Origin of the sequence: Thermococcus aciditolerans, from assembly GCF_008152015.1 — an archaeon.
Taxonomy (GTDB): Archaea; Methanobacteriota_B; Thermococci; order Thermococcales; family Thermococcaceae; genus Thermococcus; species Thermococcus celericrescens.
This window is the reverse complement of the sequence record NZ_CP041932.1, coordinates 58475-75029: the sequence shown is the minus strand read 5'-3', so window position 1 is coordinate 75029 and position 16555 is coordinate 58475. Positions and strand designations below refer to the sequence as shown.

Annotated in this window: 19 protein-coding genes; 8 read left to right on the top strand and 11 right to left on the bottom strand. The window is 56.6% G+C overall.

Annotated features, from left to right (window positions below; genetic code table 11):
• The first annotated feature begins 1 nt into the window (after position 1).
• On the top strand, positions 2–658 hold the full coding sequence (locus FPV09_RS00435) for a segregation and condensation protein A (RefSeq protein WP_148881957.1): 657 nt from the start codon (positions 2–4) through the stop codon (positions 656–658).
• A 256-nt stretch (positions 659–914) separates the two neighbouring features.
• Here the strand turns inward: FPV09_RS00435 and FPV09_RS00430 are convergent, their stop codons facing one another.
• Entirely contained in the window at positions 915–1346 is a 432-nt protein-coding gene (locus tag FPV09_RS00430) for a hypothetical protein (RefSeq protein ID WP_148881956.1), read from the bottom strand.
• A 123-nt stretch (positions 1347–1469) separates the two neighbouring features.
• Between FPV09_RS00430 and FPV09_RS00425 the strand changes: the two genes are divergently transcribed.
• Both FPV09_RS00425 and FPV09_RS00420 read left to right on the top strand, forming a co-directional pair.
• A complete protein-coding gene (locus tag FPV09_RS00425) occupies positions 1470–1898 on the top strand; it encodes a DUF5658 family protein (RefSeq protein ID WP_210411140.1) in 429 nt (142 codons plus the stop codon).
• A gap of 3 nt (positions 1899–1901) precedes the next feature.
• Positions 1902–4247 (top strand): DEAD/DEAH box helicase, encoded by a 2346-nt coding sequence (locus FPV09_RS00420; protein ID WP_148881955.1) that lies wholly within the window; start codon positions 1902–1904, stop codon positions 4245–4247.
• A 97-nt stretch (positions 4248–4344) separates the two neighbouring features.
• On the opposite strand, the gene FPV09_RS00415 is transcribed toward FPV09_RS00420, so the two are convergent.
• Both FPV09_RS00415 and FPV09_RS00410 read right to left on the bottom strand, forming a co-directional pair.
• A complete protein-coding gene (locus FPV09_RS00415) occupies positions 4345–4923 on the bottom strand; it encodes a potassium channel family protein (protein WP_148881954.1) in 579 nt (192 codons plus the stop codon).
• Entirely contained in the window at positions 4916–5524 is a 609-nt protein-coding gene (locus FPV09_RS00410) for a potassium channel family protein (RefSeq protein WP_058938909.1), read from the bottom strand. The genes FPV09_RS00415 and FPV09_RS00410 overlap by 8 nt, the downstream gene beginning before the upstream one ends.
• Positions 5525–5647: 123 nt before the next feature.
• On the opposite strand from FPV09_RS00410, the gene FPV09_RS00405 reads away from it, so the two are divergent.
• The 4 genes from FPV09_RS00405 (at position 5648) to FPV09_RS00390 (ending at position 9869) form a co-directional block, all read left to right on the top strand.
• The gene (locus FPV09_RS00405) at positions 5648–6841 is read left to right on the top strand and encodes a magnesium transporter (RefSeq protein WP_148883563.1); all 1194 of its coding nucleotides are present in this window, start codon (positions 5648–5650) and stop codon (positions 6839–6841) included.
• Positions 6842–7609: a sugar phosphate isomerase/epimerase family protein gene (locus FPV09_RS00400; RefSeq protein ID WP_148881953.1), complete on the top strand. Its 768-nt coding sequence runs from the start codon at positions 6842–6844 to the stop codon at positions 7607–7609.
• 103 nt (positions 7610–7712) lie between these two features.
• A complete protein-coding gene (locus FPV09_RS00395; RefSeq protein WP_148881952.1) occupies positions 7713–9131 on the top strand; it encodes an acetate--CoA ligase family protein in 1419 nt (472 codons plus the stop codon).
• A 27-nt stretch (positions 9132–9158) separates the two neighbouring features.
• A complete protein-coding gene (locus tag FPV09_RS00390) occupies positions 9159–9869 on the top strand; it encodes an acetate--CoA ligase family protein (RefSeq protein ID WP_058938905.1) in 711 nt (236 codons plus the stop codon).
• A 23-nt stretch (positions 9870–9892) separates the two neighbouring features.
• On the opposite strand, the gene FPV09_RS00385 is transcribed toward FPV09_RS00390, so the two are convergent.
• The 8 genes from FPV09_RS00385 to FPV09_RS00350 form a co-directional block, all read right to left on the bottom strand.
• Complete coding sequence (locus tag FPV09_RS00385) at positions 9893–11017, bottom strand: MFS transporter (protein WP_168194701.1); 1125 nt, start codon at positions 11015–11017, stop codon at positions 9893–9895.
• A 37-nt stretch (positions 11018–11054) separates the two neighbouring features.
• Positions 11055–11396, bottom strand: a complete 342-nt coding sequence (locus tag FPV09_RS00380; RefSeq protein ID WP_148881950.1) for a hypothetical protein — start codon at positions 11394–11396, stop codon at positions 11055–11057.
• Positions 11393–12211 (bottom strand): cysteine synthase family protein, encoded by an 819-nt coding sequence (locus FPV09_RS00375; protein WP_148881949.1) that lies wholly within the window; start codon positions 12209–12211, stop codon positions 11393–11395. Before FPV09_RS00375 ends, FPV09_RS00380 begins: the two co-directional genes overlap by 4 nt.
• Before the next feature lie 160 nt (positions 12212–12371).
• The gene (locus FPV09_RS00370; protein WP_148881948.1) at positions 12372–12962 is read right to left on the bottom strand and encodes an adenine nucleotide alpha hydrolase family protein; all 591 of its coding nucleotides are present in this window, start codon (positions 12960–12962) and stop codon (positions 12372–12374) included.
• 42 nt (positions 12963–13004) lie between these two features.
• Complete coding sequence (locus FPV09_RS00365) at positions 13005–13559, bottom strand: DUF998 domain-containing protein (protein WP_148881947.1); 555 nt, start codon at positions 13557–13559, stop codon at positions 13005–13007.
• A gap of 9 nt (positions 13560–13568) precedes the next feature.
• Entirely contained in the window at positions 13569–14714 is a 1146-nt protein-coding gene (thiI, locus tag FPV09_RS00360; protein ID WP_148881946.1) for a tRNA uracil 4-sulfurtransferase ThiI, read from the bottom strand.
• Positions 14715–14718: 4 nt separating this feature from the next.
• Positions 14719–15045, bottom strand: a complete 327-nt coding sequence (locus FPV09_RS00355; protein WP_014013658.1) for a hypothetical protein — start codon at positions 15043–15045, stop codon at positions 14719–14721.
• 44 nt (positions 15046–15089) lie between these two features.
• Positions 15090–15698 carry a nitroreductase family protein gene (locus tag FPV09_RS00350; RefSeq protein WP_148881945.1) on the bottom strand — a complete coding sequence of 203 codons (609 nt, stop codon included), beginning with the start codon at positions 15696–15698 and terminating at the stop codon, positions 15090–15092.
• A 95-nt stretch (positions 15699–15793) separates the two neighbouring features.
• Here FPV09_RS00350 and FPV09_RS00345 point away from each other — a divergent pair, with 95 nt between their 5' ends.
• Entirely contained in the window at positions 15794–16507 is a 714-nt protein-coding gene (locus tag FPV09_RS00345; RefSeq protein ID WP_148881944.1) for a maleate cis-trans isomerase family protein, read from the top strand.
• Positions 16508–16555 lie beyond the last annotated feature (48 nt).

Below are 16555 nucleotides of genomic sequence, written 5' to 3'. Positions count from 1 at the left end.
CATGGAATCGCGCCGTGAGGAGGAGATAACGCCCGTTGACATTCTCCTCCAGCTCGTCACCATGGGGAAGGTTGACCCCTGGAACATCGACATCGTCGACCTTACCGAGAAGTACATCGAGAGACTCAGGGAGATGAAGGAGCTCGACCTCCGCGTCTCCGCCAGGGCCATCCTCGCCGCATCCATACTCGTCAGGATGAAGAGCGAGGCCCTGCTCTACGGCGACGAGGAGGAAGAGGAGGAGCACGAGGAGAAGCTCCACGTTGATGTCGAGCCGCTGGCCCCGCCCCTCCGCAGGGTGGAGCGCTACTACACCTTCGACGACCTCCTGGATGCCCTCATGGATGCCCTTGAGGAGGCGGAGAAGAGAAAGCCGCGGAAGAAAAAGAAGGTCGAGATAGAGGAGGAGGTCTTCGTCGTCGATGACTTCCGCGTTGACATCGAGAAGCACGTCTATCGGCTCCACGAGATAGTCGTGGACATGTACAGGGAGACCAAGGAACCCATAAACTTCTGGGACCTTGTCTTCGACCCGACGCCGAAGATAATAGCCAGAACCTTCCTCTACCTCCTGTTTCTCTCCAACATGGGGAAGGTGGACCTCATTCAGGAGGAGCCCTTCGGGGAGATATTCGTCGTGCCCGTGGGTGTTTCGTAGGTGGTACTCGACGAAACGTTTGAGTTCTTTTGTTTTGCGTAATTTTTAAATAGTTTTGGGCCTTATTTTTGGGTGGTGTGGCAGTCCTCGATATGTGGGGTTGTTAAGCCTGAATGAGGACTGTCGAAACTCCTGAAGATGTGGGGAGTCACCGTTCCCCCCGAAAGCCACCCAATGAAGACGAGAGGGTGGAAGGTTAGCCGTAACAAGGCTTACAAGCCCTACACAAGTCACGGCTAACCAGAACGGAGAGCGCCTAGTCCGCGCATTCCCTCTCGCTTTTCTTCGCCGGCCGCAGGGTTATCGCAAGCAGCGGCGGGGCGCGGCCTATGTAAAGGCTCCTCTTCTCCCTGTTGATATAGAAGCAGTACTCGCCGTCCGGGACGGACTCGAGAAACTTTCTGGGGATGGTTTCTCTGGCGGTTCTCCCGTCGAGAAAAACGCACTCATAGGCTCTAGAGATGCCCCCAACGCGCTCTTTTATTTCCTCAAGTGGAAGTCTCTCGCAGTCGAGCCTGGAGCAGACCAGACTCTTTCTCCCATCCGTGAAGATTACGATCCTCTCGTTTACATCGATCCTCCTCGAGCGGTCCAGGAAGGCCCACAGCTGGGGGTAGAATCTCTCGGATTTCCTGTTCTTTGCCAGCCTCTTGATCAGCCTTTCCCTTGCGTGTCTCGTGAGGAGCATGGTGATCGATGGGGCGAGCGGCTTAAATCCTTTGCCTGTTCCCAGTGTACGTACCTATGTTTGTACACATGTAGGTTCTGACTACGGAGTAAAGTATTTAAAGGGAACGACGTAGATAACAGTGTGGTGAAGGGGATGCGAGGCAAAGTGTACGCAGGATTTTTTGTGGCGTTTTCGGTTCTTGATATGCTTACAACCTGGTTTGGCGTGAGTAGAGGGTTCTCCGAGGCAAATCCTGTCATAGCCCAGAGGATCTCAGACCCCGCCCTTTTCTTCGGAAGCTTTGCCCTCTTCACGGCCCTGGGTGTTGCCCTGATCCTTGCATCCTCCGCCTTAACAGGCATCTCCAGTGTTTTCGGATACTTCCCCGCGGTCTTTGTGCTTCTTAAAGCCGCTCCCGCGGTCAACAACCTCTACCTGCTATTCGGCTTTGGATTCCTGATACCGTTCGTTCCAGTGCTTCTTCTCGCGGCAATGCTCATTGCTAGGTCCGAAAAGCCCGCATCCACCCGGGACGTCAGGAAAGCTTTTATTCGCTCCCTCCAAGCTTAAACTATGTACCTTCGCCGAGACCTCATCGAGCCCCGCGTTTACCAGGAGGTAATCTACGCCCGCTGTAAAGAGACCAGCTGCCTCGTCGTTCTCCCGACGGGGCTGGGAAAGACGCTGATAGCGATGCTCATAGCCGATTACCGGCTCTCCAGGTACGGCGGTAAGGTCCTCATGCTCGCGCCAACCAAACCCCTGGCCATCCAGCACGCCGAGAGCTTTAGGCGCCTCTTCAATCTCCCCCAGGAAAGAATAAACGTCCTCACCGGAGAACTCTCCCCCGAAAAGCGCAGACGGGTGTGGGAGGAGAGCGTGATCATCACCGCCACCCCCCAGACCGTCGAGAACGACATCCTCACGGGCAGGATTTCGCTGGAGGACGTTTCCCTTCTGGTAATCGACGAGGCCCACAGGGCTGTTGGCGGTTACTCGTACGTTTTCATCGCCAGGGAGTACCTCAAAACCGCCAGGCACCCGCTGGTTCTCGGCTTGACCGCATCCCCAGGGAGCGACGCCGATAAGATCCGCGAGATAGTGGAAAACCTCGGCATCGAACACGTCGAGGTGAGAACCGAGGCTTCCCCCGACGTTAAACCCTACGTCCAGAGCATTGCCTTTGAGTGGGTGAAGGTCGAGCTGCCCGAGATATACAAGGAGGTTAGAAAACTCCTCCGCGAGATGCTGAAGGAGAGTCTCAAGCCCCTCGCCCAGTTCAAGCTCGTCTCGACTTATTCCCCCGACATCTCAAAGAGGGAAGTGCTTCAGGCGGGGTCAAAGATCAATCAGGAGGTCGCGAGGGGCAACTATGAGATCGGCCGCCTCAGACTCCACCAGGCCAAGGCCGTCAAGCTCCAGCACGCGATCGAGCTCCTCGAGACTCAGGGGCTGACCGCCCTGCGCACCTACCTCAGGAAGCTTCGGGAGGATAAGCGGGCGAAGTCGAGCAAGCAGCTCATGGAAGACCCGCGCATGAGAAAGGTGGTTTACCTCCTCGTTCAGGCAAAGGAGAGCGGGGTAGACCATCCGAAGATGGAGCGGCTGAAGGAGCTCGTCAAAAGGCAGCTCGAAAGAAAGCCGGACTCCAAGGTAATCGTCTTCACCAACTACCGAGACACAGGGAGGAGAATAGTGGAGGAACTGGAGGCGATGGGGATCGCGGCCGAGAGGTTCATCGGCCAGGCGAGCAGGGGGAAGGACAAAGGGATGAGCCAGAAGAAGCAGAAGGAAGTCCTCGACCGCTTCTCCCGCGCTGAGTTCAACGTCCTCGTCGCTACAAGCGTTGGCGAGGAAGGACTGGACGTTCCCGAGGTGGACCTGGTCGTTTTCTACGAGCCGGTGCCTTCGGCCATACGGAGCATCCAGAGGCGCGGCAGGACCGGCAGGCATAGACCGGGGAAGGTTGTAATCCTGATGGCCCGGGGGACGAGGGACGAGGCCTACTACTGGAGCTCGAAGCGAAAGGAGAAGGGGATGTTCGATGCCATAAGGGCCATAGCGAGGGAGCTTGAAAGGGCCCGCCCCAGGGGGCGGTCGGAACCTGCTGAAATCGTTGAAAAAACACCGGAGCGTGCCGGGATGAGCAGGGGGAAGATAACTTCCCTTGATGCGTTTCTGAAGCCGAAGGGGGTCCAGAAAACCGAGGAGAAATCCGGGGCTTCCGAAAAGCCTCCGAGGAACCCCGTTTTCGTAAAGAAACCGAAGGGTATAGTGATCTACGCCGACAGCCGCGAGCTGAGGAGCGGGGTGCCGAAGCACCTCCGCGAGCTTGGCGCCGAGGTTGAGGTCAGGACGCTCGACGTTGCCGACTACGTGGTGAGTGAGGACGTCGGCATAGAGCGCAAGAGCGCCAACGACTTCATCCAGTCAATCATCGACGGCAGACTCTTCGACCAAGTTGAGAGGCTCAAGAGGGCCTACGAAAAGCCGGTCATAATCATTGAGGGAGGCCTCTACGGGGTAAGGAACGTACACCCCAACGCGATTCGCGGGGCGATAGCGGCGGTGACCCTCGACTGGGGGGTGCCCATTCTTTTCTCCTCAGGAATCGAGGAGACGGCACAGTTCATATACCTGATGGCAAAGCGCGAGCAGGAGGAGAGGAAGAAGGAGGTCCGCCTCAGGAGCGAGAAGAAGGCCCTAACCCTTGCGGAGAGGCAGCGCCTGATAGTCGAGGGCCTGCCCAACGTCTCGGCAACACTCGCCAAGCGCCTCCTCACGCACTTTGGCAACGTTGAACGCGTTTTCACTGCAACGGAGGAGGAGCTGAAGGAGGTCGAGGGAATAGGTCCGAAGAAGGCGAGGGAGATAAGGAAGGTGATAACCGCACCCTACGTAGGGGAGGATAAAATTTAAGTTCCCGTTGGAATTACAAGACAACGCCCCCGGAAACCGCGGGGAGGGAGCGTCTTGGCGAGCCGTGACCTCCCTTCGCTCCCCGGGGGCACAACCACTACTCCTCCTCTTCCACTTCCTCGCCGGCGAGCTTCCTCAGCTTGTCGAGGTCGGAGCCGACGGCGATGAGAACGTCGCCCTCCTTAATAACGTCGTTCCTTCCGGGGTTGTAGATGTACCGGCTCCCGCGCTTTATGGCGAGTATCCTCGTGCCTATCTTGCTCGGAAGCTTGAGCTGGGCGAGGGTCTTGCCATGGAGAACGGAGCCCTCGTGGATAACCACCCTTCCGAGCTCCTCCTCCGTGTCCTCCATTATCCTCAGAATTATCGGGTGGGGCTCCACATCGCGCAGGATTAGGTCGGATATCTTGTAGGCCGCGTCGCTTATCTGCTCGTTTATCTCCGCCATGTCTATGACGCTGAGAAGCTTCACCGGGTCCTCCTCACTCTTGGCGAGCCTCAGGGCAAGTTTCTTGACCTTCAGGGTGAGCTCGTCCATGCGCTCTTCAAGCAGGTAAACCTCCTCCGCGATGTCTTCGCTCTTGTACATGACGGAGGAGAACGCCAGGTCAACCATCAGGGACGAGAGGTCCTTCATCTCGATGAGGCAGTTTCTGATCTCCTCAAGCTCACTCATTGGACATCACCTTGATGTTGCCCCGGGCTATCTCCTTGAGGTAGTCCACCGAGGTGTTCGTCCCGCGCCCGATGAGAATGTCGCCGGGGAATATCTTGAAGTCCCCGTCGGGGTCGAAAATCCAGCGTTTGCCCCTCCTCACCGCCACTATCCAGACGCCGGTGTTGGCCGCGAGGTCCAGCTCCTCCAGCGTTTTTCCGACGAGTATAGACTCGGCCGAGACAAAAATCTTGCCGATTATCTCCTCGCTGCCGAGAATAGCCTCGGTTATGACGGGGTGGAGCTCGACGCCGTCGATGACCATTTTCGCGAGGTCCGCCGCCGCGTTGGACATGTCGTCTATGGCGTGCGCCATGTGGAGGATGGACGTTATCTGCTCCGCCTCCTTCGGCCTCCGTGCGGCAAGAACCGCATGGACCATGAGGTGGTAGTTGAGCAGATCGAGGTACTCCTCGAGTTCGAGCACCTCCTCGGCCATCTCCTCCTCGTTGAAGAGTATGGAGGAGTAGGCCAGGTCAACCATCAGCTCGGCGGTGTTCTTCATCTCGACGAATATGTCCTTGACGTTTTTAGGAACCTCGATTTCGTCCCACTCTTCCACCCGGCTCTCACCGATGGGGGAAAGGGGGGAAATCTTATATCTTTTTCTCTCGAAACAGCCTCGCTTCGAAAAGTTTAATACCCGCGAAGGTCAACGTTTACGGGGTGAGAGCGATGGAGAGTGATGGCAGTGATCGGCGGAGAGGTCAGGGAGGAGCTGAAGGGAAAGATCAAGGAAGCCTACAGGGTTACGCTGCCGTCCCTGTTCACCTCCCAGATATTCGGCCTATTCGGCGGCACGTTTCTGGGTAAGTACTTCGAGACCATAAGGATCCAGTTCCCGGGCCTCCTGGTGGTTCTGCCGGGCATAATGGGCCTCCGCGGGAACGTTTTCGGCTCGATGGCATCGCGCTTCTCCACGATGCTTTACCTCGGTGACCTTGAACCCTCCATGAGGGATAAGAAGGTTCTCAAGGAGATAGTCCTGAGAATGCTCATCTCGCTCATCCCGATAGTCCTGCTGTGGGTTATAGGCGTTGCCACGGGGGTAAAGAAGAACGCCTTCGACGTTCTCCTCATAGTCGTTACCTCGACGATACTCGTGTCCTTTATCCTTGGCTACTTCACCTCATTCGTCACGATATTCTCCTTCAGGCGCGGCACCGACCCGGACAGCGTTGCGGCCCCGCTGGTCGCTTCAATGGGCGATTTCCTGACGGTTCCCTCGCTGGTGCTGTTCATCCTCCTCATAGAACGCTCACCGGAGGGATTCAGGCTCTTCAACTACGCGGTGCTGGTTCTATTCGCCGTCGTGGCCGCGGTAAGCCGGATCAGAAAAGCGGAGTTCATCGAGCTCAAGCAGGTCTTTATAACGATAACCGGACTGGCGCTCCTCTCGACGGTATCGGGTTCAATACTCGCCAGGTTCAGCGAGATAATCCAGGCGTCGGTTATACTGAGCTTCATATACCCAGCGATACTTAGTTCATTTGGTAACTACGGCTCCATAATAGCCGCGAAAACCTCGACAAAGCTCCACCTCGGTGAGATAGAGAGCTTCATCTGCTGGAAGCCCCTCACAGACATCCTGGCGCTCTTCACGACGGCGCCGGTCATCGGAACGACGAAGCTCCTCATAGGCATCGCTCTGGTGAAGCTGACGACCGGGATGGCGGTTCCGAGCTCCGCCTGGATCATAGTTCTCACGTACCCCTTCATGGCCCTGTTCATCATGCTCTACTCGTACACGGTCTCGTACTTCCTCTTTCAGAAGAACATAGACCCCGACCACGTGGCAATACCGCTCATCTCGAACAACAGCGATATATTCGGCACGATCTACGTCGTGCTCATGGCTAAGTTGATGGTGGGTGGTTGAATGATAGGTCTCTCCATGACGGCCTATCCCGGAAGGGACCTTCTTGAATTTGAGAGATGGGTGGGCAGGGCGAAAAAGCTGGGCTTTGATTTCGTTGAGATTCTGAGCGAATGGCCCCACTACCTGACGAGGGACAACTACCGCCTCTTTGCCGAGGTTCTTGACGGCTGGAGCATGAAGAGAACCGTTCATGCGCCGTTCAGCGACGTCAACATAGGCTCTTTCAACGACAGGCTGAGGAGAACATCGCTGGAGGTAATCCGCGAGGCCCTCGAACTGGCGGCCGAGCTCGACGCCCTCTCCGTCACGATACACCCAGGCCACTGCTCTCCGGTCAGCGTGAAGAACCGGAGGAAGTACCTAGAGATACACCGGGAATCCCTGAGGAAAATCGCCGAATGGGGATTCGAGTACGGAGTCAGGGTCGGCGTCGAGAACATGCCGCGCTTCGTAATCCTCGATGCCCAGACGTGCGAGAGGCTGTGGGAGATACTCGGTGACGTCGAGATAGGGGTGACCTTCGACGTTGGACACCTAAACACTACAACTGGAAAGTTCGAGCGCTTTCTGAATGTCCTGGGGAACAGAATAGTTCACGTTCACCTCCACGACAACCGCGGCGAGAGGGACGAGCACCTGGCCCTGGGCGATGGCATCGTCCCGTGGGTCAGAGTGCTTCCAAAGCTCCCGAGGGTGACGTGGGCCCTTGAAGTCGGCGACATCGAATCTGCCAGGAGAAGCCTCGAATTTTTGAGAAATCTGCATTGATGGACGTTTCAGTTCATTGGCGTCCTATTTTTACAAAACGCAACTCTTTTATACATTTAAACTGAAGTTCTTGCGAGAAGCAGTTTCTGGCGGAGGGATACCAATGGTGGAAAAGATAGTTGAGGAAATGAGGCCCTTCTTCGACCCGAAGGCGGTCGCTATCATCGGTGCAACCAACAAGAAGGGTAAAGTTGGAAACGTCATCTTTGAGAACTTCAAGATGAACAAGGAGCGCGGGGTCTTCAAGGGCAACATATACCCGGTGAACCCCAAGCTCGACGAGATAGAGGGCTACAAAGTCTACAAGAGCGTCGAAGAGCTTCCGGAGGACACTGACCTGGCAGTCATCTCGATTCCCGCCCCGTTCGTCCCGGACACCATGAGGCAGGTAGCGAAGAAGGGAATAAAGTCCGCCATCATCATCACCGGCGGCTTCGGTGAGCTCGGTGAGGAAGGAAAGAAGCTGGAGCGCGAGATTCTTGAGATAGCCAGGGAGAACGGAATAAGGATCATCGGCCCGAACTGTGTCGGCGTCTACGTTCCGGACACCGGCGTTGACACCGTTTTCCTGCCGGAGAGCAAGATGGACAGGCCGAAGAGCGGCCCGATAGCCTTCGTCAGCCAGAGCGGTGCCTTCGCGGCTGCGATGCTCGACTGGGCCGCGATGGCTGGGATAGGAATCGGCAAGATGGTTAGCTACGGCAACAAGCTCGACGTTGACGACGCCGACCTTATGGACTACTTCATCCACGATGAGGGTATAAACGTCGTCACCTTCTACATCGAGGGCGTCAAGGAGGGTAGGAAGTTCATAGAGGCTGCCAAGAGGATAACCCAGGTCAAGCCGGTTATAGCCCTCAAGAGCGGAAGGACCGAGTACGGTGCCAAGGCCGCCTCTTCTCACACCGGTTCACTCGCCGGTGCCGACACGATTTACGATGCAGTCTTCAAGCAGACCGGCGTCATCCGCGCCGAGGACTTCGAGCACATGTTCGACCTCGCGAAGGCCTTCGCTGCGCTCAAGGACAAGCTCCCGAAGGGGGCCAGGATAGGAATAATCACCGACGGTGGTGGAGCGGGAGTCATGGCCAGCGATGCCGTTGCCAAGTTCGGCCTCAAGATGGCCGACCTCAGCGAGGAGACCCTCAAGTACCTGAAGGAGAACTTCCCGCCGCACGCGGTGGCAGGAAACCCGACTGACGTCGTCGGTGACACCGACGCCGAGAGGTACAGAATCGCCATCGAGGGCTTCGTGAACGACCCCAACGTTGACGCTATCCTCGTCATAGTCCTCTTCCAGGTCCCGCTCCTCGAGGAGGAGAAGATAATCGACATCCTAGCCGAGTACCAGAAGAAGAGCGACAAGCCGATCGTTGCGGTGGCGATGGGCGGTAAGAAGACCGACCACTACGCCAGAATCCTCGAGGACAAGGGAGTTCCCGTTTACCCGACCCCCGAGAGGGGTGTCCGCGCCCTGGCGGGCCTTGTTAAGTACGCTGAATACCTCAGGAGGGGGGCCTGACCCCCCCAATCTTCCGGTGGTGGTATCATGAAGGAGGAAGCCCTTAAAGTTATTGAAGAGGTTTTGAAGTCCGGAAGGACTTCGCTCGTTGAGTACGAGGCAAAGCAGGTTCTCAAAGCCTACGGCCTCCCGGTTCCAGAGGAAAAGCTCGCCAAGACCCTGGACGAGGCACTCAAGTACGCCGAGGAAATCGGCTATCCCGTTGCCATGAAGCTGATGTCCCCGCAGATTCTCCACAAGAGCGACGCTAAGGTCGTCCTTCTCAACATCAAGACTCCAGAGGAGCTGAAGGAGAAGTGGGAGCTCATCCACGAGAACGCGCGCAAATACCGCCCGGACGCTGAAATTCTGGGTGTTCTCGTGGCCCCGATGCTCAAGGTCGGGAGGGAGATCATCATAGGCGTCACCGAAGACCCGCAGTTCGGCCACGCCCTCATGTTCGGTCTCGGTGGAATCTTCGTCGAGGTTCTCAAGGACGTCACCTTCCGCATAGTGCCCATAACCGAGCGCGACGCCAGGAAGATGATAAGGGACATAAAGAGCTACCCGATTCTCGCAGGGGCCCGCGGCGAGGAGCCGGCGGACATAGACGCAATAGTCAACCTCCTCCTCAAGGTCAGCGAGCTCGTCAACGACCTCGACGACTACATCAAGGAGATGGACCTCAACCCCGTCTTCGTCTACGAGAAGGGCAAGGGTGCCGTCGTCGTTGACGCCAGGATAATCCTGAAGGGCTGATTTCCCTTTTTCTCCTACCATTTTCAACGGTTGATTCCCCGCGAGAAACCTCTGTTGGCCCGCAGGAGAAAAACCGCCAATGCCCCCAATCCAAACACTCCCACGAAGAGAAATCCGGTTCTAAACCCGAGGAATCCTATCAAAACCGGCCCCAGCGCCTGGCCGATGTCCTTTACGCTCTCTAAAAAGCCTAATGCCGTTCCACGGAGCTTCGAGACTTCCGTGGCCAGGGGCCTCGTTGAGGCCTCACTTATCGAGGCGCCCACCGAGAAGACCACCGCACCCAGAACCACCAGAGGAAGGGAATCCGAGAGGGCAAGCATGAACATCGCCAGGCCCACCATGGTCATGCCCGCCACTATCGGCTTCGTCCTGCCAATCCTATCGCTGAGATAGCCCGCGTAGGGTTTAACGACCGCCATTATGGCGATTTCCACCGTCAGTATCAGCCCGGAGAGCCAGGCCTTGTCCTGGAGGTAGTAGAAGAGAGGCAGGAAGGTTTCTATGCCTTGATAAGCCATGTACACGGCCGCGTCCAGGAGGCCGATTAGGAGGAGCTCCCCACTGAACGTGAACTCAAACCTCTTGAGCTCGCCCCCTGTCTCGGGGAACCTGAAGGTGAGGGCAAAAACCACCAGCCCCGTCAGTGAGCAGAGGACGAAGACCAAGGAAAAGCCAAGGAAGTATATGATGCTTCCCGCGAGGACGGGGGCAAGGGCGCGGCCTACGAGGGTTGACGAGCTCAGGAAACCCATGAAGGTGCCCTTCCCCTCCGGATAGAGGTCGCTGACCAGGGCGAAGGACACCGGGACGAAAATGGCCGTCGCAACGCCGTAGTAAACCCTGACGAGGGCGAGGGTCAAAGCGTCGCCCGCGAGGAAGTACAGCAACGGGGCGCTGAGAAAAACGAAGCCGCTCATCTTGAGGAGCCTCTTCCGTCCGTAAACGTCGCTGAGAAGGCCCGACGCGAAGTTTATGAAGATGCCTGTCACCGTAGAGGCGGCAGCCACGAGGCCGATTTCTCCCTTTCCGAGCCCGATGCTCTGGGCGTAGAGGGGAAGGGTCGGGGACTTGCCCATGGTGGAACCTAGGATCGCGAAGAATCCCGCGATAAGGATGAGATAGAGGGCCTTGGAGTTGGTTCTCACTCCCCGCATCCCCAGTCGTTGACGAGAGACAACTCACTCATTCCCCCGCGCCGGCTTCAGGCTCCTCCCCATCCTCTTCCAGGGTCACCTCTTTGATGTAGCCTAGGATGTCGTGGAGTATGAAGAAGCTTATCGCGGCATCGATCGCTGAAAAGAGGTTGCCGGCGATAAGGAACAGCAGGGCGAAGAAAAACTCGATGGCCGAGTAGATGAGCGCCACCTTTACCGCGGTTCTGTTCTCCGCTCCCACACCGTATGCAAGGACCAAGCTCAGGAGGGCAAAGGCCAGGTAAACCAGGGACCCCCATGAATAGGCGTAATACAGCAGCAGTACTCCATTGATTGAAAGAAGGAGAGTGGCAAGGGCAAGTCGCTTCATGTCATCCCCAGATAGCTCTCAAATACCTCGACGTATTTAAACCCATCGTCGGGGAATATGAGAACGTACGTCCCCTCGCCTAGCTCTCCGGCAACTTTCTCATAGCCCTTAACAACGGCACCGGAGCTGAGGCCTATGAGAAGGCCGTCACTTCTGGCAACGCGGATGGCTCCTTCGATGGCCTCTTTTCTCGCTATCTCCACGACTCTGTCTATCTCAACCTGGAAGTACCACTTGGGCCTTGTCTCAAGCCTCTTGATGCCGGGTATCTTCTCACCCTTCGCCGGAACGACGCCGATAACCTGCGTGTCGTAGCGCTCCTTGAAGTAGCTCGCTATGCCGGCTATGTGTCCGGAAGTTCCGATGCCGGCTATTATGACGTCGGGCGTTTTCCCTATGCTCCTCAGCTGTTCCTCGATCTCTCTGGCGGTGAAGCGGTAGTGGGCGTCGAAGTTGTCGTCGTTCTCGAACTGGTTGAGGTTCATCGCACCGGCTTTTCTGGCTTCTTCCTGCACAAAGCGCACCATCGTCGGGTCTATCGTCTCGAAGTCCGTCATAACGACCTCTGCACCGAGAACCCTCAGGAGAATCTGCGTCGCCCTGGGTGTTGGCTTCGGCAGGTAGGCTCTGAACTCGATGCCAAAAACGTTGCTTAAAGCGGCCAGAGAAATCCCAACGTTGCCGGAAGTGGCCTCAAAAAGGGCCGTGCCGTTGATGTCCCCACGCTCCAGGGCCTTCATAAGCATGTTAAAAACAGCCCTGTCCTTTATGCTCCTGCTGAACGGGTTAAAGAACTCTAGCTTGGCAAAATACATCCCCCCTCTCGGCTGAGAGTTTGACCAGGGGGGTCGGCTTGTACTTCTCGAACAGTTCGAGGGTGCTGTTAAACACGTTCATTTGCCATCACCGAAAACGGGTGAGAGAAGGGCTTTAAAAACTTTCCTAAAACGAACAGTTGTGGACAAAATTGGGTAATCAGAGCACCCCTTCCCTCACGAGCCTTCCCTTTATCCTCTCGAACTCACCGAGCGAGCCCCTGACAACAGGATACCTCGGCACGAAGGGGCACGGCTCCTCCTGCTCGATGCTTATCGCAAACGTCCCTATCTCCTTGGCGATTCTAACTATCTCCTCCTTGTCCAGGCCTATGAGCGGCCGCAGAATCGGAAGGTCGCTCGCGGTGCTTATGATGAGCAGGTTGTCGAGGGTCTGCGAGGCGACCTGGCCGAGGCTGTCCCCGGTGATTATCGCTTTCGCCCCTACCAGGTGCCCTATCCTGCAGGCTTTCCTCAGCATCGTCCACTTGCAGAAGAGGCACGTCCACTTTCCCTTTCCAATCTCCACCAGCTTCGAAAAAACCGGTGCCTGTTCCTCGTAGGCATCTACTATGACCGGCTCATTCAGCTTTCCGTACTTTCCGAGAACCTCGCAGAGCTCAAAAACCTTGGACTCCTTCGTACCGCTCTGTCTGAAGTGAACGGGGGTCACTTCAAAGCCCTTTCTAAGCATGAGGTAGATCGCCACCGGCGAGTCAATGCCTGAACTTAAGAGCGCCACTGCCTTCATGATTGAGGAAAGCGGGGAAGAATATATGAAGCTTTCCTCAACTCAGAGTTTGAAACCCTTGAGCCGGAGCAGGCCGATGTAGGTGAACCACGCAAGTATCGTGGCGGCGCCAACCAGCTCTGGAATCGCGAGCCCCTTAAAGACCCCAGCCTTCACGAGGTAGAGCATCAGGACGAAGGTGAGAACCGCCAGAACGCTCCAGGCGTAGCCGGCCGAAAGTCCGTTTCTCCCGAGCTTCAGGCCGATGATCGCTATATCCGCCAGGGCCAGAACGTAGAAGAAGACCGCCGCCGGGGCGTGCGGCGCGTACTCCTCGGGAAAAACTCCAACGAGGAACAGGAGAACCATCGCGAGGGGCATCAGGTAGGCGAGACCACGCCTGAGGGCCCCGATGGAGGCAATGAAGCCGATGACCGCGAAGACCATCAGAAAGCCGTTGAAGTAGTAGTTCACTGGATTCCGTATTGAGCCCATGTCGCTCAGGGCGTTTCCCTTGAAGGAGAACCATGGGTTCTGGCTCACAACGATGAGCAGTCCCACGATAAAGATAATGGGGAGGAAGAGGCTGATGTACGCGGACAGCTTGGCAAAGTCCATAGAACCACCTCAGCACTGCCTTTTCCGGGGTTCCTCTCCAAAGACCGCCCTGTAGAGTTTCCTGAACTCCTCCCAAGAGCCCCTTATAACCGGATGCTTTGGTATGAATGGAATCTCGTCCTCCGGCAGGGTTGAGAGCTCGAAGGTTCCTATCTCCTTTGCTATCCTGACGATTTCCTCCTTGTCGAGCCCCACGAGCGGACGGTATATCGGCAGGTCCGTCGCCTGGCTGACTATGTACATGTTCTCAAGGGTCTGCGAAGCGACCTGTCCAAGGGAATCACCCATGACGATGCCCTTCGCCCCGAACTCCCTCGCTATTCTATCCGCGTGCCTCACCATCATGTACTTGCAGAAGACGCAGGTGTACTTCTCCTTCTTCATCTCGCGCAGCTTCTCAAGGATTCTCTCGCGCTCTTTGGGCTTGACGACTATCAACTCACCCTTTCCGCCGTAGCCGTACCGCCTAAGCTGGTTCCATATCCTCCTGACCTTCTCAAGGGTTTTCTCACCCATGTAGATGTGGACGGGAATAACCTCAACGCCGCGCTTCATCATGAGGAAAGCGGCAACCGGCGAATCTATACCGCCGCTGAGCAGTGCCACCACCTTGCCCTGGGTGCCAATCGGCAGGCCGCCCCAGGAGTAGATTTTATCAACGAAGACGTAGGCTTTACCCTCCATCAGCTCGACGCCGACCTCGATGTCGTAGTTGTGGAGGTCAACCTCGCTCTCCTCTTTCTCAAGGATGTACTCACCGACCTTAGCCTGAACCTCGGGGCTCTTGAGCGGAAACTCCTTCGTTATCCTCCTGGCGGTGACCCTGAAGCGGGGCCTTTCAAGGCCGAGCTCCCTCTTCTTCCTTCTGAAGAGCTTCAGGGCCGTCCGGTTAATCTTATCCAGCTCGGCGTCAATTTCCATCGCAGGGGAGAGCGACACTATGCCAAAGACTCGCCCAAGAACGTCAACGGCCTCCCTCGCTTTATTCGTCTTCACGAGAATCCTTCCATGCTTTGCCTCGACCTTTTTGAACTCAATCCCCTCGCTCACCAGTGCCTCGCGGATGTTGTTCATGAGTATGCTCTCGAACCATCTCCTGGTCTGCCGGGATTTGGTTCCTATCTCACCGTATCTGACGATCACCACGTTGAACATAGAATCACCCCACCGTACCCGGGAACTTGATGATTATCTCCACGTACTTCTGTATGCCCTCGTAGAGGAGCAAGGAAACTAGATATGAGGACAGCAGGATGAGCTCGTTCATCTCAAAGATGTGCGCCGCTATGGCCTTGGCCCTGGGCGTCGCATCGACTATCGTGCTCATGTACTTCCTCTTGAGGGAGTGGTTGACCAGGATGAACCCGATGAGCAGGGCGACGCCGATCAGGCCCCACGTCTGGCCCAGCGCGAGCATCAGGAAAAGCGTCGAGGCCACTATTATCCAGCCGCCTATGACCCCGAGCAGTATCACGAACTCTATCATCGTCCCACCGGAGGTTGGTAAGGTGGGGGGAATAAAAAGGTAACTCAGACGAACCTGAGCACCTCGTCGATGCTTTTTCTCCGTCTTCTAGGCCGTGTCTCCTCCCGCGGATAGCCGACCGGGATGACCCCAACGAGATAGTGGTTCCCGTCGAGGCCCGCAAGCTCCCTGACTTCCTCCTCTATGCCCTGAAAATTCGTAACGCCTATGTAGACCGTTCCGAGGCCGAGCTCAACGGCCTTGAGCATGAGGTTCTGGATGGCCATCGCCGCGCTTTCCACACTCCAGATGAACTCAGGCTCGTCGAACTCGCGCCTCTTGAGGAAGCGGACGCGCCTGTCAATGAAGACCGCCACGTAAACCGGTGCACGGTACATCCCGCTTTCGTACATGCGTTTCTTGAGCTTCTCTATCTTCTCATCGGGCAGGTTCACGGCGCGGTAGTATCTGATCATGCCCTCCGCTATGAGGTTGTAGAGCCTCTCCCTCGCGTTTTCACTCCTGAAAATCACGAACTTCCAGTTCTCCAGACCGCTCGCGGTCGGTGCCCTCACCGCGGCCTCCACAAGCGCTCTAACGTGCTCCTCAGGGACGTTCTTCTCCTCAAAATACCTCACGGAAGTCCTGTTCAATATCGCGTCGTCGAGCTCCACGCTATCACCCCCAGGGATTTCTCGCCGACCTTAATCAGCCTTTCCGAAACCAAAGGTTTAAGAGAACTCCGGAGTAATCTCCAAGAGGTGAAAGCATGTACGGATGGAGAGGCAGGCTTGGTCTTATCGTTCCATCATCGAACACTACCATGGAGATGGAGCTTCACTCCGCGCTCCCGGAGGGTGTCTCCCTTCACACGGCGAGGGTTCCGCTGAAGAACGTCACGGAGGAAGAACTGGTCAAGATGAATGCCATGGCCGTTGAGAGCGCCAGGCTTCTGCGTGACGCGGGCGTTGAGCTTATTCTCTACGGCTGCACGAGCGGCTCCTTCATCGGGGGGAAGGACTACGAAAAGGAGATCGAGGCGAACGTCGAGGAGGAGGTAAACGTCCCCGTGGTCAGCACGAGTACGGCCGTTGTCGAGGCCCTCAGGATACTCGATGCCCAGGCGGTACTCGTGATAACCCCATACACGGACGAGATAAACGCGCGGGAGAGGGAGTTCCTCGAGGCCAATGAGTTCGAGGTCCTTGACATCAGGGGGCTGGGAATAGAGGACAACACCCAGATTGGAAAGCTCGAACCCCACGAGGCCTACCGTCTCGCCAAGGCGAGCTTCATGGACGAGGCCGATGCGATTTTCATCAGCTGCACCAACCTCAGAACCTTCGAGATAATCGAAGTTCTCGAGGAGGACCTCGGCGTCCCGGTCGTTACGAGCAACCAGGCATCGCTGTGGCTGGCCCTCCGCCAGATGGACGTTATGGAGCGGATCCCCGGGTTAGGGAAGCTATTCCTCGATTTCTGACCCTCTTCTTTCCACCCCTTCATTCCGAAATCCTTTTAAGAACTCCCC